The sequence below is a fragment of the Nonomuraea harbinensis genome (assembly GCF_019396385.1).
Classification (GTDB): Bacteria; Actinomycetota; Actinomycetes; order Streptosporangiales; family Streptosporangiaceae; genus Nonomuraea; species Nonomuraea ferruginea.
Genome location: NZ_JAHKRN010000023.1, coordinates 118,536 through 136,418 on the forward strand (window position 1 = coordinate 118,536; position 17,883 = coordinate 136,418).

Consider the following 17,883-nt stretch of genomic DNA (forward strand, 5'->3'; position numbering starts at 1 on the left):
AATCAACGACAAGTCATGTCACCTGTCAACCACACACCGCATCCAGCCCGCACCCGCCGCCCACCGGGGGAGAGGCCCCAACCCGAGCCCGCCACACCCCGCCACCAGCGGCAACACCGGCACCACAAGATCACATCACACATCGATAACGCCCGAAAGCCACAACGACGTCACTCACCGTCACGTAACGCATGTCACAACATATAAATCCCGCACCACCGAAACCACCCAATCTGACTAACCACCAACAGGGCACCACTCAGCCCTACTTGACATAATGTCCATTATCAAGCAACCACAAGAGCGCCCGAGATACCGTCCCAGCCATGCCCACCACCGAGTTACTGATCATCGCCACAACCCTCGCCGCCAGCGCCGCCATCCTCATCAGAAACAGAAACACCCGCGACCGCATCACACCAGCGCCACCCCGCCCTCACCGGTACACCCGCCCAGCCCGACCTCGCCACCCGGGCCCGCCACCTCAAAGAAGCCGGCCACACCGAACAGGCCGTCCACCTCGTACGCGCAGAAACCGGCATGAACGAGGAAGACGCCGCGACCTTCGTCGGCACGCCCTGACTCCCGCGAGGCGATCTCTTTACGTACGATCGACTCATGGCCGTATCCACCGGGGGTCTGATCGCGCTGACCTTCGTCGTCACCGTCGCGATCATCTACCTGATCATCCTGGCCGTCCGCCTGACCAAGGCGCCCCGCAACCGTCCCTCCCCCCGGCAGGACATCATCGACCAGGCCCGCGAGCTGAAGGCGATGGGTCAGATCCAGGAGGCGGTCTTCCTCGTACGCGGTGAGACCGGCATGAGTCACCGGGCCGCCACTCGCCTCGTCAACCGCCTCTAACCCGGACAAACCACCCGATACCAAACAGAAGCTGAATTCTGTTTGGTATCGGATCGGAACCGGTCAACACGGAAAACCGTCGCGGCTACGCGCGCTCCACCCTGCGCAGCCCATGCCCGGGCGTCCACCACTCGACGACGAGCACCGTCGCCTGGTCGTCGAGATGCATGTGCACGACCTCGGCGATGTCGGCACGGAAACGATCACCGTCCGCTCCTCCCCCGCCGGCGAGCGCCCGCCCGGCGATCTTCGCCTCGCCGGGCCACTGTGCCTCGGAGCCCTCGACGGGGTCGACGGTGGCGCTGTGCAGGGCGAAGCGCGGGTCGCGGCGCAGGTCGGCGCCCTTGCGGGCGTTGGGCATGGAGCCGAAGACGAGTTCGCCGTCCTCGAAGGCGGCCTCGATGCCGGAGATGCGGGGTGATCCGTCGGTGCGCAGGGTGGCGATGGTCTTGTGTCTGTGGGCGTCGAACAGCGCTCGTACGCGCCGGGCGAATGCGGGCTCTGCTTGTTCGACCTCGTGCCACGCCGTCATGGGCCCATGGTGGCACGGTCGTGTGGGGGTTGCTCCACTCCCCCGGATGTGGCGGGTTTTGCTGGGATCTGTCATCGACGTTTGCGTGGACGTGTCAGCATGCTTGCCTGTACGGGCCGGGCGGGGCTGTGCGCGTCCCTTCCGGCGGCACGTCCCACCGATGAGGATGATCTTCCTGTGCGTATCCTGCTTGTCTGTTCCTCCTTCGACGGTCTGGTGCAGCGTGTCTGGCTGGCGTTGCGCCGGGCCGGGCACGAGGTCAGCGTGGAGCTGGCGCTGTCGGAGCGGTTGGTGATGGAGGCGGTCCGGCTGGCGAAGCCGGATCTGGTGATCTGCCCGTCGGCGGCGGGGCGGGCGCCGGCGCCGTTGTGGGAGGGGGCGCGGACGGTGGTGATCCGTCCGGGGCCGCCGGGTGATCGGGGTCCTTTCCCGCTGGAGCGGGCGATCGCGGGCGGGGTGGGTGAGTGGGGTGTGACGGCGTTGCAGGCCGGGCGGGAGATGGAGGGGGCGCCGGTGTGGGGGCATCGGATGTTCGCGATGCCTGCTGAGCCGCCGCGCAGGTCGGCGTTGTATCGGGGGCCGGTGGCGGAGGCGGCGGCGGAGCTGGTGCTGGAGGTGGCGGACAGGGCTGCGGATCCGGGGTTCGTGCCGGAGCCGCCGGTGCCGGGCGGGCCGGTGGCGCGGGTGCGGGAGCCGGGTGGGGTGCTGTCGTGGGAGGCGCCGACGGAGGAGGTGGTGCGGCGGGTGCGGGCGGCTGATGGGGAGCCGGGGGTGGTGGCGGAGTTGTGCGGGCTGGCGGTGCGGGTGTTCGACGTGTACCGGGGGCCGGTGTTGGGGGGTGTGCCGGGTGTGGTGGCGGGGCGGCGGGAGGGTGCGGTGCTGGTGCACACCGGTGACGGGACGGTGTGGGTGGGCCAGTTGCGGGCCGAGGAGCGGGGTGCGGTGACGTTGCCGGCGGCGTCGGTGCTGGGTGGGCGGTTGGACGGGGTGCGGGAGCGGGCGGGCTTCAGCGAGATCACCTATGACCGGGGTGATGGTGTGGGTGTGGTGGGGTTCGATTTCTATGAGGGGGCGATGTCGGCGGGTCAGTGCCGGCGGCTGGTGGCGGCGTTGCGGTATGCGGCGGCGCAGGATACGCGGGTGCTGGTGGTGCGGGGTGGTGAGGTGTTCTCCCGGGGTGTGCATCTGAAGGTGATCGAGGCGGCGCGGTATCCGGAGCTGGAGGCGTGGATGAACGTGAACGCGTTCGGTCTGCTGTGCCGGGAGCTGGTGGCGTGTACGGGGCAGCTGGTGGTGACGTCGGTGGGTGGTGACGCGTGGGCGGGCGGGGTGATGCTGGCGCTGGGCGGTGATCGGGTGATGGTGCGTTCGGGGGTGGTGCTGAATCCGCATTTCCGGACGTTGGGGTTGTCGGGGGGCGGGTTGTGGGCGTACGTGCTGCCGCGCCGGGTGGGGGCGCGGCAGGCGCGGCGGCTGGCCTGGCAGGCGTTGCCGGTGGGCGCGCAGGAGGCGGTGGAGCTGGGGCTGGCGGATCGGGTGGTGCCGGGGTCGCGGCCGGAGTTCGAGGGGGCGGTGCTGGAGTACGCTGACAGGCTCGCGTCCAGCCCGCGTTATGAGCGGTTGCTGGCGGCCAAGCGGGAGGCGCGGGAGGCCGATGAGCGGCGTAAGCCGTTGGAGGCTTATCGTGCGGAGGAGCTGGCGGAGCTGAGTCGTGATGTGTTCGGTGACCGGCGCGGGTTCGGGGAGGCCCGGAGGGCGTTCGTGCACGGGCGGCGGCCCGCGTGCACGCCGGCGCGTCTGGCCCTGCATAGGCGGGGGTCCGGCGCGTCGCCGGCACCTGACGCGGAGGCATCTCATATGTGAGATAGGTTGAGGTGTTGTGGCAGATGACTACCTTGTACGGATCGGTCGGCTGATCCGGGACGCGCGGCAGCACCGCGGATGGACGCAGCTCCAGCTGGCGGACGCGCTGGCGACCAGCCAGAGCGCTATCAACCGGATCGAGCGCGGCAACCAGAACATCAGCCTTGAGATGATCGCCCGGATCGGCGAGGCGCTCGACAGTGAGATCGTCTCTCTCGGTTACGCGGGGCCGATGCACCTGCGGGTCGTGGGCGGGCGGCGCCTGTCGGGCAGCATCGAGGTGAAGACGTCGAAGAACGCGTGTGTGGCGTTGCTGTGCGCGTCGTTGCTGAACTCCGGGCGGACGATCCTGCGCAAGGTGGCGCGGATCGAGGAGGTGTACCGGATCCTGGAGGTGCTGGCGTCGATCGGGGTGCGGGCGCGGTGGATCAACGAGGGCAACGATCTGGAGATCGTGCCGCCGGCCCGGCTGGAGCTGGAGTCGATGGACACCGAGGCGGCGCGGCGTACGCGGAGCGTCATCATGTTCCTGGGTCCGCTGATGCACCGCACGGACGTGTTCCGGATCCCGTACGCGGGGGGTTGTGATCTGGGCACGCGTACGGTGCAGCCGCACATGTCGGCGCTGCAGCATTTCGGGCTGCACATCACCGCGACCGGTGGTTTCTATCACGCCGAGGTGGAGCGGGGGGTGTCGCCGAAGCGGGCGATCGTGCTGACGGAGCGCGGTGACACGGTGACGGAGAACGCGCTGCTGGCCGCGGCCCGTCATGACGGGGTGACGGTGATCCGTAACGCCTCCTCCAACTACATGGTGCAGGATCTGTGCTTCTTCCTGGAGGAGCTGGGGGTCCGGGTCGAGGGGGTGGGCACGACGACGCTGACGGTGCACGGGGTGCCGGACATCGAGCGGGATGTGGACTATTCGCCGTCGGAGGATCCGGTGGAGGCGATGAGCCTGCTGGCCGCCGCGGTGGTGACGTCGTCGGAACTGACGATCTGCCGGGTGCCGGTGGAGTTCCTGGAGATCGAGCTGGCGGTGCTGGAGGAGATGGGGCTCGACCATGACCGGGGTGAGGAGTACGCGGCGGCCAACGGCCGTACCCGGCTGGTGGATCTGACGGTGCGGCCGTCGAAGCTCGTCTCCCCCATCGACAAGATCCATCCGATGCCGTTCCCGGGTCTGAACATCGACAACGTGCCGTTCTTCGCGGCGATCGCGGCGGCGGCGGAGGGGTCGACGCTGATCCACGACTGGGTGTATGACAACCGGGCGATCTACTTGACGGAGCTGACCCGGCTGGGTGCTTCGGTGAAGCTGCTGGATCCGCATCGGGTGCTGGTGGAGGGGCCGACGCGGTGGCGGTCGGCGGAGATGATGTGCCCGCCGGCGTTGCGGCCCGCGGTGGTGGTGCTGCTGGCGATGATGGCGGCTGAGGGCACGTCGGTGCTGCGCAACGTGTACGTGATCAACCGTGGTTACGAGGATCTGGCCGAGCGGCTGAACGCGCTGGGGGCGCGGATCGAGACCTTCCGCGACATCTGAAAGTGTCGGTGGCGGCCGCTACCGTGTCCTTCTGCTGGATCTTGACGGGAGAAGGGGTGCACGGGTGCGGCCTGCGGAGCTCGACCGGGTGTCGGTGGCGGAGGCGGCGGACCGCTACGTGGAGCTGGTGCGGGCGAGGGTGCTGACGGGGGCGTTGTCGGCGGCGACGGCGGAGGTGTACGCGCGTGACGTCGCGACGTTGGTGGAGCTGGCGGGCGCGGGCCGGGTGCTCGACGATCTGACGGGTGCGGATGTCGACGCGGTGCTGCTGGCCTTCGCCCGCAAGCCCGACGGCCGCCGGCCCGCCGGCGGGGAGGCTGGTGGGCGGGGCCGGCAGTCGGCGTCGTCGCAGGCGCGGTTCCGGCGGTCGATCTCGGCGTTGTTCAAGCATGCGGCGCTGGTGGGCTGGGTGCAGGTCAATCCGATGACGGTGGCGACGATCACGGCCAGGGAGCGGGGCGGGCTGCGGCCGGAGCGGCGGGCGCTGACGCGTGAGCAGGCGCAGGGTCTGGTGGGGGCGGCGCGGCGGCTGGGTGAGGAGCCGTCGGGGCCGGGCCGTCGTGATCAGCGGACGGAGTTGCGTGACGCGTTGATCGTGCTGTTGCTGGCCACGCTGGGGCCGCGGGTGTCGGAGCTGGTGCGGGCCAATGTGGAGGATTTCTTCACCAATGACGGTGTGCGTTATTGGCGGATCTTCGGCAAGGGCGGGCGGACGCGTGACGTGCCGTTGCCGTCGGACGTGGCGCGGGTGCTGGAGGCCTATCTGGAGCGGGGCCGTTCGGAGTCGGCGGACAAGGCGTTGCTGCTGTCGTGGCGTGGGCGGCGGCTGGCGCGGGGTGACGTGCAGGCGGTGATCGATCGGGTGCAGCGGCGGGTGGATCCGGATCGGCGGCGTACGGTCACGCCTCATGGGTTGCGTCACACGACGGCGACGCATCTGCTGGCGGACGCGGTCGACATGGACGCGGTGCGGCGGGTGCTGGGGCATGGTGATCTGTCGACGCTGGGGCGTTATCGTGACGAGCTGCCGGGTGAGCTGGAGGTGGCGATGCGGGCTCATCCGCTGCTGAAGGAGCCGCGTCCCGGTCGTGTCCGTGACGGGGCGGGGCCGGCCGGGGAAGCCGGCGACGGGCAGGGTTGATCGGCGTTCCCCGCACCAGCTGGTGACCGTTCACACGGGTCGTGGCGCGGGAGGGTCCGATACCGCCGGAAGCGCGGTGCGAGGGCCCCTGATCGTCTGACGGCTCGACCTCGGTGAAGCTCTGGCATCGGATCTTTCGCGGTTCTTTCTCGGTGAGTGATCCGAGCTGAAGGCCGGACGCCACTTGCCGTACCTGCTTTGCGGGGTTCCGACCGAGGCCGTCAGCCGCGTCCCCCTGTGCACGAGCCCGAGGGATAGCTCGGATGTATGAACCTGGCCTGTCCGGGCTGGATCCAGAAAGTTTCAGAGGCCCGCGTCGTGGCGTCCGGCCCCGCACCCCAGGTCCGGGAGGCGATGGCAGGTTCGCGGCGGCTGTCGTCCGAACGGGGTTCGTTGACCGGCTCGATCCCGGCGTGTTTCGCTCTCGGCCAGCGACACCGGTGCCACGGAGGCACCTGCTTTCCCGGATCCTGCGGACAAGGAGACGAAGGTCATGCCTGACCGTTCGCCGTCGGCCGACGGCTCGCTCGCGAACGTCCCGCCCCGGGCCGTGGGGCGGGTTCTCGCTGCTGCCGCGGTGCTGTTCGCCGTCGGGTTGCCGGCTTTACCGGCGGGGGCGGCGACGCCGGTGGCCGGCGGTGTCTACACGCTGGTGTCGGCTTCCAGCGGTAAATGCGTCAACGTCAGTGGTTCGGCGACCGGCAATGGTGCGCTGCTGGCGCAGGTGGCCTGTGTGGCGTCCGCGGGTGCGCAGCAGTTCCGGGTCGTCGCCCAGAACGGCGCGTACGGCCTGGTCAACGTGAACAGCGGCCGTTGCGTCGACGTGCCGAACTATTCCACCGATACCGGTGTCCAGCTGTGGCAGTGGACGTGCGGCGCGAGCGGCAACCAGACGTGGACCCTGACGCCGTCGGCGGTGGCCGACCGGTTCCTGCTCCGCAGTTCCCACAGCGGGCTGTGCGTCGGCAATAAGGACGGCTCCACCGCGGGCAACAATCCCATCGTTCAGGAGCCCTGCTCCGACATCGCCCGCATGCAATGGCGCTTCAACCCTGCCGCCGGAACCCCCACCCAACCCCCCGGGTCCACGCTCACGGTGGCGGCCGACGGCAGCGGGCAGTACCGGACGGTCCAGGCGGCGATCAACGCGGTGCCGTCAGGCAACTCCAGCCGGGTGCTGATCTCCGTCAGACCGGGCACCTACCGCGAGATCGTCACCATGAACAAGCCGAACGTCACGCTTCGGGGCGACGGCTCCGGCCCGTCGGCCACCGTTATCGTGAACAACCGCTCCGCCTACACCAGCGGCACCTCCGGGAGCTTCACGGCGCAGATCTCCGGCCGCGACGCGGTGGTCAGCAACCTGACGATCTCCAACGACTTCGACGAGACCTCCACCCCCGAGGGGCACCAGGCGGTGGCGCTACGGCTGGACTCCGACCGCGCCGTGCTGACCGACGTCCGGGTGCTGGGCGACCAGGACACCTTCCTGCTCGGCGACTCGGCGCGGGCGTACATGAAGAACTCCTACGTCGAGGGCACCGTCGACTTCATCTTCGGCGGCGGCACGATCGTCTTCGACGGCTGTGACATCTACGAGAAGCGCAGCACGGGCGGCCCGATCACCGCGGCCAGCACCGCGGCCACCAAGACGTACGGCTTCCTGTTCTACCGCTCGCGTATCACCGGCGCGGGCAGCGGCAACACGACGCTGGGCCGTCCGTGGCGGCCGGACGCGCAGGTGCTCTACCGCGAGTCCACGCTCAGCCCGACGATCCGCACCTCCCAGCCGTGGACCGACATGTCCGCCAACTCCTGGAGGAACGCCCGTTTCCTGGAGTACCGCAACACCGGCCCAGGAGCTGGTACGAACAGCAACCGTCCGCAGCTCAGCGACTCCCAAGCCGCGAACTACACCCCGCAGAGATACCTGGCCGGCACCGACGGATGGAACCCCTTGTGAGAGGAAACATGAGACGACTTATCGGGACCCTGGCTGCCGCGGTGCTGTTCGCCGTCGGGTTGCCGGCTTTACCGGCGGGGGCGGCGACGCCGGTGGCCGGCGGTGTCTACACGCTGGTGTCGGCCTCGAGCGGTAAATGCGTCAACGTCAGTGGCGCCGCAACCGGTAACGGCGGCCTGCTGGCCCAGATCGCCTGTGACGCGTCCGCGGGTGCGCAGCAGTTCCGGGTCGTCGCCCAGAACGGCGCGTACGGCCTGGTCAACGTGAACAGCGGCCGTTGCGTCGACGTGCCGAACTATTCCACCGATACCGGTGTCCAGCTGTGGCAGTGGACATGCGGCGCGAGCACCAACCAGACGTGGACCATGACTCCCTCCACGGTCGCCGACCGGTTCCTGCTCCGCAGTTCCCACAGCGGGCTGTGCGTCGGCAATAAGGACGGCTCCACCGCGGGCAACAACCCTGTCGTCCAGGAGGCCTGCTCCGACATCGCCCGGATGCAGTGGCGTTTCAATCCCGTCTCGACCGGCGGCAGGACCTGGCCGAGCACCGCGGACGGTTTCGCCGCCACCAGCGGCGGCGGCCTGTCCACCACCACGGGCGGCGCGGCCGGCCAGACGGTCACGGTGACGACCTACGCGGACCTGGTGCGGTACGCCACGGCCGGTCAGCCGTACGTGATCCGGGTCAACGGCACCCTTACCGCCTCCCCCAAGGGGAACGAGATCCGCGTGGCCTCCAACAAGACCATCGTCGGCGTCGGCCGGAACGGCACCCTCGTCGGCGGGGGCTTCTTCCTGGACGGCGTCTCGAACGTCATCATCCGCAACCTGACGATCCGGGACACGCTGATGCCCGAGGACGACCCCGGCGACGACACCTACGACTTCGACGGCATCCAGATGGACGGCGCCCACCACGTGTGGATCGACCACAACCACATCACCCGGATGAACGACGGCCTGATCGACAGCCGCGAGGACACCTCGTACCTGACGGTGTCGTGGAACGTCATCGCGGAGGGCCGCAAGGCGTTCGGCATCGGCTGGACCCCGAACGTCACCTCGCGGATGACCATCCACCACAACTGGCTGCGTGACAACGCCTCGCGTAACCCGTCCACGGACAACGTGGCCTATGCGCACCTTTACAACAACTATCTGCAGAACATCACCGGCTACGGCAACTACGCGCGCGGCGGCACCAGGATGGTGCTGGAGAACAGCTACTTCCAGAACGTGAAGGACCCGTACTACCGCGACGACGCCGCCCAGTTGCGGCAGTCGGGCAGCGTCTGCTCCGGCTGCACCGGCCAGCAGGAGACCGGGGGTTCGGCGTTCACGCCGGGTTCGTTCTACTCCTACAGCCTGGACTCGGCCTCCCAGGTGCCGTCTCTGGTCCAGGCGTACGCAGGCCCTCAGCCGAACATCGGCACGTGAACTGCCGGTTGCGGTGACCGTACTCCATAGGTGATCCGGGAACCGTGAACCTTCTTGGCTTCTCGCCCGACTGTGCAAGATGACGGGAGGGCGAGATGACCGATGAGCTGCTGGTGGTGCGCGCTCAGCTGGGAGAGCGCGCGGCGCTGGCCGAACTGCTGGCTCGGTGGCGGAGACCGGTGTGGATCTATGTGCGCCGCATGCTGGATGCTGACCGGGCCGACGACGTTACGCAGGAGATCTGGCTGGCCGTCGTCCGCGGCCTGCCCCGGCTCAGGGAACCCGGCCGGTTCGCGCCGTGGCTGTTCACGATCGCCCGGCGGTCGGTCACCGACCGGCTGCGCGGTGAGTACGCCCAGGAGGAGAAAACGTCCGGATTCGGCGACATGGTCGTCGAAGACCCGGCTGAGGCCATGGTGGATCGTGCCGCGCTCGTGAGCGTGCTGTCAGCTCTGCCGGTGCTGGAGCGGGAGATCCTCGTCCTGTTCTACCTGGAGGACCTGCCGGTGGAGGAGTGCGCCGAGATCTGCCAGATCCCGGCCGGAACAGTCAAGTCCCGGCTCAACCGCGCCCGTCGTCTGCTGCGTGGACACCTGGAGGAGAAGGGATACGGGCCATGACGGACGAACCACGCCTGTCGGCGCAGGACATGATCGAGCACCTGGCTCCGGTGCTGTCGCTGAGAGTCCGGATCCGGGCGGTGACGACACTGCTGGCCGGTGCAGCCGGCGCGGTGTTGGTGGGCACGTTGTGGTGGTCGGAGCCAGGGCCGCTGCCCGGGCGCACGCAGGTGGCGTTCGCGTTGTTCACCGTGCTCTGCCTGGCCTGGGCAGCCTACGGTGGGTGGCTGCTGACGCGCCGGGTTCCGCTGTTCGCCACCGATCGGGTGATCGCCGCCTGGATCGGCCTGGCCGCCTCGCTGGCCACCACGGCACTCGTGACCGTCGTAGCCGTGCAGCGTGGCACCGGGGCGGGGCTCGCCCTGGCGGTCGGGGGCCTGTTCGCCGCAGTGGCCCTGGCACTGGCGCTGCGCGCCCATGCCCGGCGCGCGGCGCTGCTGCGCCGCATGCACGAGCTGACCGGCGGGGAAGAGCGGTGACGCGCTGCGGACCAGCGGCCTGGGCAGGCGTTACCGGCAGCGGTGGGCGCTGCGGTGGGCGCTGCGCGAGGCCACCATCGCGGTGCTCGCCGGGGCCAGGGCCGCGTTGGTCGGGCCGAACGGGGCAGGCAAGTCCACGCTGCTGAACCTGGTTTCCGGCCTGCTGACGCCCACCGCGGGACGGGCGGAGGTCTTCGGCCGTCCGCTGGGGACGGCCGCGGTCGCGTTCGTCGCCCAGGACAAGCCACTGTATCGCCGGTGGAGCGTCGCCGACCTGCTGCGCTTCGGCTCCGCGGCCAACCCCCGCGGGGATCGTGCGGCTGCGCAGTCACTGTTGCCCGGGCATGACATCGGCCCGCGCGAGCGGGTGGACCGATTGTGCGGCGGCCAGCGCACGCGTCGCCCTGACCGGTATCGCCTATCTGGCGATCCGACGCCACGCCTAGCCTTGAAGGACATCACGATGGCCCACAACCCGAAATTCATCCGCCGGCGGCTCGGCACGACGGTCTTGGTCGTAGTGGCCGTGCTCGTCGCCGCGATACTCCTCGCTGGTGTGATCGCGCTGCTGGGCTGAAGCGCCTGCGTGGTGAGCCGGCCTCAGTTACGGTCTGAAGAACCCGCGGCGATGACCAGGCAAGTCACAGCAAGATCAACGCCGTTCGGGGCTCATGACACGTTTCTTGCCGACACCCCGTGACGGGTTCGGGGCCCGCACTCCCCCGCTGCTTGCCGGAGCAGGTCAGGTGGGGACGGCGGGGGTGGTGTGGAGGGCGAGGTCGTCGAGGGAGATGCCGAGGACGTCGGTCAGGGCGGCGATGGTGAAGAAGGCGGGGGTGGCGATGCGGCCGGTCTCGATCTTGCGGAGGGTCTCGGCGGACATGCCGGCGGCGGTGGCGACCTCGGTGATGCTGCGCTCGCCTCTGGCCTGGCGCAGGAGGGTGCCGAGGCGCTCGCCGCGCAGGCGTTCTTCGGGAGTGAGCGGGGGACGGACCATGCCCGCAAGTCTATAACCCAATAGAAATACCGGTATAGTTATCGCCATGGTTGAGATCAAGACCACCGGCGAGCTCCAGGCCATGCGCGAAGCCGGCCGCGTCGTCGCCCGCACCCTTCAGGCCGTCGCCCGTCACGCCGCCCCCGGCACCCCCATAGCCGAGCTCGACGACCTGGCCGCCACCACCATCCGCGAAGCCGCCGCCACCTCCGCCTTCCTCGGCTACCAGCCGCACTTCGCCCCCACCCCCTACCCCGCCGTCATCTGCGTCTCCGTCAACGACGCCATCGTCCACGGCATCCCCGGCCGCGACCGCCTGCGCGACGGCGACCTGGTCAGCGTCGACTGCGGCGCCTACCTCGACGGCTGGGCCGGCGACGCCGCCATCAGCTTCACCGTCGGCACCGCGCACCCCGCCGACCGCGCCCTCATCGACACCACCCGCCAGGCCCTCGCCGCCGGCATCGCCGCCGCCGTGCCCGGCAACCGCATCGGCGACATCGGCCACGCCATCCAGACCGTCGCCGCCCGCGGCCACTACGCCGGCCCCGCCGACTTCGGCGGCCACGGCATCGGCCGCCACATGCACGAGGACCCCCACGTCAGCAACCGAGGCCGCCCCGGCCGCGGCATGACCCTGCGCGCCGGCATGACCCTCGCCATCGAACCCATGCTCGCCCCCGGCAGCGGCCACTACCGCGTCGCCGCCGACGGCTGGACCCTGCGCACCACCGACGGCAGCCGCGCCGCCCACGCCGAGCACACCATCGCCATCACCGACGACGGCCCCGTCATCCTCACCGAACCCTGACCACCCCGGGCCGGCACGTCCCCCGCCGTCCTCCGGAGGCGAGCCGAACGCCGCGGCCCCACCCTGATCACCCCAGGCCGTCCTACGCCGGACTTTCGGAGGCGAGCCGCAGCCCGCGCACCGCCTCCAGGCCACCCGGCTGCGGGCCGCGCTGCCACGGCACTCCCTCCGCCGCAGGGCACGGCAGCCCGTCGTGGAACACCTCCCCCTGCGTCACCTCCGCCAGCCGCAGTCCCGCCACCGCTCCCCCACGGCCGCCGGCCTCACTCCTCCTCGAAGCGGACCAGCACATCCGTCACCAGCCGATCCGGCGCCGTCACCGCCGGATCCGACACGTACACCTCACGCACCTCCAGCGCCACCAGCCGCCGCTCCCCGCACCACGCCAGCACCGCACTCGCCGTCAGCGGGATCTGGTCGTACGGGCCCACATGCCGGGCAGCCGCGAACACCCCGCCCGCCAGCACCTCCGTAAGCACCCCCGCGCCGGGCTCCGTCGCCGCGCCGTCGCGCCACGCCCCGACCGGCACCTCCCGCGCCACCAGCACCTCCAACGCCCCGTCCAGATCCACCGGGAACACCCCCGTCAGCCGCACCTCCCCCTCCCCCGCCGAGACGGCCAGCACCCGCGCCACCGCCGCCGAGGTGGCCCGGCCGATCCCCTCCGGGCCGCCCGGCACCTCCCGCGCCGCCAGCACCCGCCGCGCCGGCAGCCGCGCCACCGACACCTCCGGCGCAGGCAGGCCGCCGGCCATCACCCGCTCCAGCGCCGCCAGCGTCCGCCGCCGCCGCGCCAGCTCCGCCTCCAGCCCCGCCCGGACGTCCTCCAGCGCACCCGCGTCGCCCTCCAGAACCCGCCCCACCACCGGCAGCGGCACGTCCAGCGACCGCAGCAACCCGATCGACAACGCCACCCGCGCCTGCGACGCCCGGTAATAGCGGTAGCCCGTCACCGGATCCACCCACGCCGGAACCAGCAGCCCCAGCTCGTCGTAGTGCCGCAACTGCTTCACGCTCAACCGGCCCAGCCGCGCGAACTGCCCGATCGGCAGCAGATCACCGTCCACGCCCCCAGCATGGGCCCTCCCGAGAGGGGGCGAGTCCAGCGGGTTGCGCCTCACCCGGCGTGAGGCTTCAGACTGGTCCCATGAGCCTCACCGTCGGACACGTGGCCAGACTGGCCGGCATCACCGTGCGCACCCTGCACCACTACGACGAGATCGGGCTGCTCACCCCCGGCGAGCGCACCCACGCCGGCTACCGCCGCTACACCGACGACGACCTCATCCGCCTGCAGCAGATCCTCCTCTACCGCGAGCTCGGCTTCCCCCTCGACGAGATCGCCGTCATCCTCGACGACCCCGCCACCGACGAGCTCACCCAGCTGCGCCGCCAGCACGAACTCCTCGTCCGCAAGACCGAACGCCTGCGCGAGGTCATCACCGCCGTCGAACGCGCCATCGAAGCCCGCACCCGCGGCATCGCCCTCACCCCCGCAGAACGCCTCGAACTCTTCGGCGCCTTCACCCCCGAGGACCACGACGCCGAGGTGGAACGCCGCTGGGGCGGCAGCGCCGCCTACGAGCAGAGCCGCCGCCGCGTCGCCTCCTACACCAGGGCCGACTGGCTGGAGCTCAGAGCCGAAGCCGAGGCGATCAGCCGGGGCCTCGCCGCCGCCTGCGAGGCCGGCCTGCCCCCGGACGGCGAGCACGCCATGGACCTGGCCGAGCGGCACCGCGGTCACATCAGCCGCTGGTTCTACACGTGCACGTTCGAGATCCACCGCGGGCTCGGCGAGCTGTACGTGTCGGATCCGCGGTTCACCGCCACCTACGAGACGCTCGCGCCCGGCCTGGCCGCTTTCCTGCGTTCGGCCATCGTGGCCAATGCTTGTCGGTCTGGTGCGTAGATTTCCGTACGAACCGGGCGAATTTACTTTGTAGATTAATAAGTCCGGATTTGATGCCGTTGCCGGTATATAACCATTGCAGTATGTTGGCTGGCATGCGTTTCGACGTGCTCGCCGAGCCCGCCCGGCGGCGGATCCTCGATCTGCTGCTGGAGCGGCCCCGCCCGGTCGCCGAGCTCACCGCGGAGCTCGGCCTGTCCCAGCCCGGCACCTCCAAGCACCTGCGGGTGCTGCGCGAGGCCGGGCTCGTCACCGTACGCAAGGAGGCGCAGCGCCGCTGGTACGAGCTGCGCCCGCAGCCGCTGGCCGAGATCGACGCCTGGCTCGCCCCGTACCGGAGCCTGTGGAGCGGCAGCCTCGACCGGCTGGAGCGGCACCTGGACACCATGCCCGACCACCGCGAGGAGGACCGGTGAACGACCACCTGATGATCCGTCCCGACGGCCGCACCGAGCTGCGCATGAGCCGCCGCCTGCCGCACCCGCCCGAGAAGGTGTGGCGGGCCGTCACCGAGCCCGGCCACCTCAAGCAGTGGTTCCCCGCCGAGCTCGTCATCGACGGCGACCGCGTCCGCTACGGGTTCGGCCCCGACGGCCGCGTGCTGGAGCTGGACCCGCCCCGGGTGTTCGCCCACAGCTGGGGCGACGACGAGCTGCGCTGGGAGATCCGCCCGGACGGCGACGGCAGTCTGCTGACCCTCACCCACGTGTTCGGTGACCGGTTCGGCGCGGCCAGCTTCGCCTCCGGCTGGCACACCTGCATGGCCGCGCTCGCGGCCCTGCTCGACGGCCGCCCGCTCCCCCGCCCCGGCGACCTGGGCCGGCTGCACGAGGACTACGTGGCCATCCTCGGCCTGACCTCCGGCGAGCTCTCCGGCGGCGCGGTCCGTCTCGAACGCCAGCTCACCCGTCCCGCCGGCGAGGTCTGGCGAGCCCTGGAGGGCGGGCGCGCCGAGCCCGGGTCGCCGCCGCCGGCCCCGTTCACCGCCGCGGGCGTGACGGCGGGGCCGGTCTCACGCGCCGAACCGGGAAAGATCCTGGAGTACGCGACCGGCGGCGGCACCGTGCGCTGGGAGCTCGGCGAGGGCACCGGTCACGGCGCCCGCCTCACGCTCACCGGCCCCGGCGACGCCGCGACCCTGGCGGCCTGGCGCGCCCGCGTGGAGCAGCTGGCCGAGGCCCTGCTCGACGCCGGCTGAGGCGCCCATCAGTAGAAGTGCATCACCACGGCCAGGCCGACGAAGTGCATGAGCGCCACGGCGACCAGCAGGGCGACGAACACGAACTTGGCCGGGCCGTGCTCGAAGTGCTTGCCCTCCTTCAGCGGAGGCAGCTTGGCCTGGCGCTCGGCGATGCGCTCCTCCAGCGGCTTGCGGTGAAACACGTGGCGTCCCCAAGATTTGCGTGTCAATTTTTTGTACAGTATTAGTTTGTACGCAAACTAATCTACCAGGGGCGACCGGAGGTGGGCACGCGTGAAGCCTGTGACAGAGGCGACAGACCTGCTCGCCCTCGACCGGCAGGTGTGCTTCGCCCTCAGCGTCGCCTCACGCGGAGTGATCGCCCTCTACCGGCCGCTGCTGCGGCCTCTCGGGCTCACCCACCCCCAGTATCTGGCCATGCTCGCCCTCTGGCAGCACGAGCCCCTGTCGGTCAAGGAGCTCGGCGAGCTGCTGCAGCTCGACGCCGGCACCCTGTCGCCGCTGCTCAAGCGGCTGCAGGCGCTCGGCTACATCCACCGCGAGCGCAGCAGCCTGGACGAGCGCGCCCTCGCCGTCACCCTCACCCCCGAAGGACGCCGGCTGCGGGCCGAGGCCGAGAAGATCCCCCCGGCCATCGTCGCCCGCCTCGGCATGGACCTCGACGAGCTGCAGGACCTGCACCAGGTCCTCACCCGCGTCATCGCGGCCGCCCGCAACGCCCAGCCCTGACGTGAGCCGTCAGGCGGTGAGACGGTCCGGCGGCGCGGACAGGCCCAGGGCGGCGGCGGTCGCGGCGCGCGCCCGGGGCGGCGACGTCAGCAGATCGGTCGAATCCGACAGCTGGTCCACGCAGCCCGCCACCGGCAGGCTCCGCACCACCGGATCCGACACCGCCCCCAGCAGCGCCGCCGCGAAGCGCTCCCCGCCGATCACCTCGAACGGCCGGTCATGGTATCCGCGCACCCCTTCGTCGAGCCGGCCCGCCAGGCCGACCCGGTTCTGCAGGCCGGCCAGCCGCCGGTAGGCCGCCGACAGCCCTTCCTGGCGCTGCCGCCACGACCGGGCGGCCAGGGCCGCGCCGAGCGCCTCCGCCAGCTCCGCCGACCCCGGCATCCGCGCCAGCGCGCTGCCCAGCCATTTGGCGTACGGGGGATAACGTCGCCTGAGTAGCAGCGCCAGCCGCATCACCTCCCGCACCAGCCGCGCGCCCTCCACCGCCGACCCGAGCTCGTCGCCCACCTCGCCGCACCGGCCCACGAACGCCTCCTCCTCGGCGATCCGCCGCCACTGGCAGGCCAGCACGTAGCGCCACACGTCCTGCGGATACCAGCGCAGCAGCCCGCGCACCGCCTCCAGGCCACCCGGCTGCGGGCCGCGCTGCCACGGCACGCCCTCCGCCGCCGGGGACGGCAGCCCGTCGTGGAACACCTCCCCCTGCGTCACCTCCGCCAGCCGCTGCCACGGCACCGACAGCCAGTCCAGCAGCGTCACCCCCCGCCGCGGATCGAACCCGAGCCGGCCGCTCAGCCACGACCCCAGCTCGGTCACCACCACGCCGGGCCGCCTCTCCCCCAGGTAGTCGAACACGGTCGGCTGGCCGCGGAACCGCTCCGGCAGCCCGGCGGCCACCCGGGCCTCCACCTCCGTCACCACCCCCGCGGGCGCGAAGACCAGCACGCGCGGCCCCCAGTCGTGGTCGGTCGAGCGGCTGGTGTCGAACGCCAGCACCTCCGACCCGGGACCGATCAGCGCGGCACTATGCGGAACACCGGCGACGAGCGGCGCCACGACCTCACCGTAGAAGGCGCGGGACAACTCGATACCGGGCATGAAATCGGACATCACGCCGTCCACTGTGCCTGACGCCGCCGCCTGCCACATCCGAATTATCCGCGCCCCCGGCAGGGCCGGCGCCCGGCCGGAAACCCGCTCCCGGCCGGGGCCCGCGCGCCGTCAGAAGGGGTAGCGGGGCGGCTCGCCCCGCATCGTGATCCAGCGGGTCTCGGTGAAGGCCTCGATGTTGGCCGCGGCCCCGCCGAACCGGGCGCCGGTGCCAGAGGCGCGCACCCCGCCGAAGGGCGCGTTCGCCTCGTCGTTCACGGTCTGGTCGTTGATGTGCACGATCCCGGTCGGGATCCGCTCGGCCACGGCCAGGCCGCGCATCACGTCGCGGGTGACGATGCCCAGCGACAGCCCGTACTCGCCGGCGGCGGCCAGTTCGGCGGCCTCCTCGGCCGAGGAGACGCGGGTCACCGGCGCGACCGGGCCGAAGACCTCCTCGGCGAAGGCCGGCGCGGTCAGCGGCACCCCGGCCAGCACGGTCGGCCGGTAGAACAGCCGCTCGTAGGTGCCGCCGGAGGCCAGCTGCGCGCCCTGCTCCACGCTGGCGGTGACCAGGCCGTGGATCTTGTCGCGCTGCCCGGCGTCGATCACCGGGCCGAGCGCGACGTCGCCGGCCGCCGGGTCGCCGACCGGCAGGGCGCCCGCCTTGGCGGCCAGGCCCTCCACGAACGCGTAG

The 17,883-nt window shown here is 70.9% G+C and carries 21 protein-coding genes; 14 read left to right on the forward strand and 7 right to left on the reverse strand.

Annotated features, from left to right (window positions below; translation table 11 throughout):
• Positions 1–618 precede the first annotated feature (618 nt).
• A complete protein-coding gene (locus KME79_RS23900; protein WP_219546391.1) occupies positions 619–864 on the forward strand; it encodes a hypothetical protein in 246 nt (81 codons plus the stop codon).
• Positions 865–949: 85 nt separating this feature from the next.
• On the opposite strand, the gene KME79_RS23905 is transcribed toward KME79_RS23900, so the two are convergent.
• The gene (locus KME79_RS23905; RefSeq protein WP_219546392.1) at positions 950–1,396 is read right to left on the reverse strand and encodes a pyridoxamine 5'-phosphate oxidase family protein; all 447 of its coding nucleotides are present in this window, start codon (positions 1,394–1,396) and stop codon (positions 950–952) included.
• Between the two features lie 177 nt (positions 1,397–1,573).
• Here KME79_RS23905 and KME79_RS46480 point away from each other — a divergent pair, with 177 nt between their 5' ends.
• The 8 genes from KME79_RS46480 to KME79_RS45190 all read left to right on the forward strand — a co-directional run bounded on the left by KME79_RS46480 (position 1,574) and on the right by KME79_RS45190 (position 11,024).
• Positions 1,574–3,259: an enoyl-CoA hydratase-related protein gene (locus tag KME79_RS46480; protein ID WP_219546393.1), complete on the forward strand. Its 1,686-nt coding sequence runs from the start codon at positions 1,574–1,576 to the stop codon at positions 3,257–3,259.
• A gap of 16 nt (positions 3,260–3,275) precedes the next feature.
• A complete protein-coding gene (locus tag KME79_RS23915) occupies positions 3,276–4,805 on the forward strand; it encodes a helix-turn-helix domain-containing protein (RefSeq protein WP_308249026.1) in 1,530 nt (509 codons plus the stop codon).
• A gap of 64 nt (positions 4,806–4,869) precedes the next feature.
• Positions 4,870–5,946 (forward strand): tyrosine-type recombinase/integrase, encoded by a 1,077-nt coding sequence (locus KME79_RS23920; RefSeq protein ID WP_219546394.1) that lies wholly within the window; start codon positions 4,870–4,872, stop codon positions 5,944–5,946.
• Positions 5,947–6,439: 493 nt separating this feature from the next.
• The gene (locus KME79_RS23925; protein WP_219546395.1) at positions 6,440–7,909 is read left to right on the forward strand and encodes a pectinesterase family protein; all 1,470 of its coding nucleotides are present in this window, start codon (positions 6,440–6,442) and stop codon (positions 7,907–7,909) included.
• 8 nt (positions 7,910–7,917) lie between these two features.
• The gene (locus KME79_RS23930; RefSeq protein ID WP_219546396.1) at positions 7,918–9,348 is read left to right on the forward strand and encodes an RICIN domain-containing protein; all 1,431 of its coding nucleotides are present in this window, start codon (positions 7,918–7,920) and stop codon (positions 9,346–9,348) included.
• Positions 9,349–9,443: 95 nt separating this feature from the next.
• Entirely contained in the window at positions 9,444–9,968 is a 525-nt protein-coding gene (locus KME79_RS23935) for an RNA polymerase sigma factor (protein ID WP_219546397.1), read from the forward strand.
• Positions 9,965–10,447, forward strand: coding sequence for a hypothetical protein (locus tag KME79_RS23940; protein WP_219546398.1), 483 nt, complete (start codon positions 9,965–9,967; stop codon positions 10,445–10,447). Before KME79_RS23935 ends, KME79_RS23940 begins: the two co-directional genes overlap by 4 nt.
• 76 nt (positions 10,448–10,523) lie before the next feature.
• Positions 10,524–11,024, forward strand: a complete 501-nt coding sequence (locus KME79_RS45190) for an ATP-binding cassette domain-containing protein (protein ID WP_308249028.1) — start codon at positions 10,524–10,526, stop codon at positions 11,022–11,024.
• Positions 11,025–11,189: 165 nt separating this feature from the next.
• On the opposite strand, the gene KME79_RS23950 is transcribed toward KME79_RS45190, so the two are convergent.
• Positions 11,190–11,444 carry a helix-turn-helix domain-containing protein gene (locus tag KME79_RS23950; protein WP_148031563.1) on the reverse strand — a complete coding sequence of 85 codons (255 nt, stop codon included), beginning with the start codon at positions 11,442–11,444 and terminating at the stop codon, positions 11,190–11,192.
• Between the two features lie 46 nt (positions 11,445–11,490).
• On the opposite strand from KME79_RS23950, the gene map reads away from it, so the two are divergent.
• On the forward strand, positions 11,491–12,255 hold the full coding sequence (gene map, locus KME79_RS23955; RefSeq protein ID WP_219546399.1) for a type I methionyl aminopeptidase: 765 nt from the start codon (positions 11,491–11,493) through the stop codon (positions 12,253–12,255).
• An 82-nt stretch (positions 12,256–12,337) separates the two neighbouring features.
• Here the strand turns inward: map and KME79_RS23960 are convergent, their stop codons facing one another.
• Positions 12,338–12,496, reverse strand: coding sequence for a hypothetical protein (locus KME79_RS23960; RefSeq protein ID WP_219546400.1), 159 nt, complete (start codon positions 12,494–12,496; stop codon positions 12,338–12,340).
• A 22-nt stretch (positions 12,497–12,518) separates the two neighbouring features.
• Positions 12,519–13,322 carry a MerR family transcriptional regulator gene (locus KME79_RS46485; RefSeq protein WP_219546401.1) on the reverse strand — a complete coding sequence of 268 codons (804 nt, stop codon included), beginning with the start codon at positions 13,320–13,322 and terminating at the stop codon, positions 12,519–12,521.
• 80 nt (positions 13,323–13,402) lie between these two features.
• On the opposite strand from KME79_RS46485, the gene KME79_RS23970 reads away from it, so the two are divergent.
• From KME79_RS23970 to KME79_RS23980, 3 genes are all read left to right on the forward strand, one after another.
• On the forward strand, positions 13,403–14,164 hold the full coding sequence (locus KME79_RS23970; RefSeq protein ID WP_219546402.1) for a MerR family transcriptional regulator: 762 nt from the start codon (positions 13,403–13,405) through the stop codon (positions 14,162–14,164).
• A 95-nt stretch (positions 14,165–14,259) separates the two neighbouring features.
• The gene (locus tag KME79_RS23975; protein WP_219546403.1) at positions 14,260–14,580 is read left to right on the forward strand and encodes an ArsR/SmtB family transcription factor; all 321 of its coding nucleotides are present in this window, start codon (positions 14,260–14,262) and stop codon (positions 14,578–14,580) included.
• Entirely contained in the window at positions 14,577–15,362 is a 786-nt protein-coding gene (locus tag KME79_RS23980) for an SRPBCC family protein (RefSeq protein ID WP_308249027.1), read from the forward strand. Before KME79_RS23975 ends, KME79_RS23980 begins: the two co-directional genes overlap by 4 nt.
• An 8-nt stretch (positions 15,363–15,370) precedes the next feature.
• Here the strand turns inward: KME79_RS23980 and KME79_RS23985 are convergent, their stop codons facing one another.
• Entirely contained in the window at positions 15,371–15,547 is a 177-nt protein-coding gene (locus tag KME79_RS23985; protein WP_219546404.1) for a hypothetical protein, read from the reverse strand.
• Positions 15,548–15,647: 100 nt separating this feature from the next.
• Here KME79_RS23985 and KME79_RS23990 point away from each other — a divergent pair, with 100 nt between their 5' ends.
• The gene (locus tag KME79_RS23990; RefSeq protein ID WP_219546422.1) at positions 15,648–16,094 is read left to right on the forward strand and encodes a MarR family winged helix-turn-helix transcriptional regulator; all 447 of its coding nucleotides are present in this window, start codon (positions 15,648–15,650) and stop codon (positions 16,092–16,094) included.
• Between the two features lie 9 nt (positions 16,095–16,103).
• Here the strand turns inward: KME79_RS23990 and KME79_RS23995 are convergent, their stop codons facing one another.
• Both KME79_RS23995 and KME79_RS24000 read right to left on the reverse strand, forming a co-directional pair.
• A complete protein-coding gene (locus KME79_RS23995) occupies positions 16,104–17,207 on the reverse strand; it encodes a DUF4037 domain-containing protein (RefSeq protein WP_219546423.1) in 1,104 nt (367 codons plus the stop codon).
• Positions 17,208–17,318: 111 nt separating this feature from the next.
• Positions 17,319–17,883: aldehyde dehydrogenase family protein (locus KME79_RS24000; protein WP_219546405.1), on the reverse strand; the 565-nt coding region annotated here is incomplete at its 5' end.

Bases quoted from the DNA above. Each gene is read 5' to 3' on its own strand.
- KME79_RS23900 (WP_219546391.1), top strand. From the start codon at position 619: ATGGCCGTATCCACCGGGGGTCTGATCGCGCTGACCTTCGTCGTCACC.
- KME79_RS23905 (WP_219546392.1), bottom strand. From the start codon at position 1,396: ATGACGGCGTGGCACGAGGTCGAACAAGCAGAGCCCGCATTCGCCCGG.
- KME79_RS23925 (WP_219546395.1), top strand. From the start codon at position 6,440: ATGCCTGACCGTTCGCCGTCGGCCGACGGCTCGCTCGCGAACGTCCCG.
- KME79_RS23930 (WP_219546396.1), top strand. From the start codon at position 7,918: ATGAGACGACTTATCGGGACCCTGGCTGCCGCGGTGCTGTTCGCCGTC.
- KME79_RS23935 (WP_219546397.1), top strand. From the start codon at position 9,444: ATGACCGATGAGCTGCTGGTGGTGCGCGCTCAGCTGGGAGAGCGCGCG.
- KME79_RS23940 (WP_219546398.1), top strand. From the start codon at position 9,965: ATGACGGACGAACCACGCCTGTCGGCGCAGGACATGATCGAGCACCTG.
- KME79_RS23950 (WP_148031563.1), bottom strand. From the start codon at position 11,444: ATGGTCCGTCCCCCGCTCACTCCCGAAGAACGCCTGCGCGGCGAGCGC.
- map (WP_219546399.1), top strand. From the start codon at position 11,491: ATGGTTGAGATCAAGACCACCGGCGAGCTCCAGGCCATGCGCGAAGCC.
- KME79_RS23970 (WP_219546402.1), top strand. From the start codon at position 13,403: ATGAGCCTCACCGTCGGACACGTGGCCAGACTGGCCGGCATCACCGTG.
- KME79_RS23975 (WP_219546403.1), top strand. From the start codon at position 14,260: ATGCGTTTCGACGTGCTCGCCGAGCCCGCCCGGCGGCGGATCCTCGAT.
- KME79_RS23995 (WP_219546423.1), bottom strand. From the start codon at position 17,207: ATGTCCGATTTCATGCCCGGTATCGAGTTGTCCCGCGCCTTCTACGGT.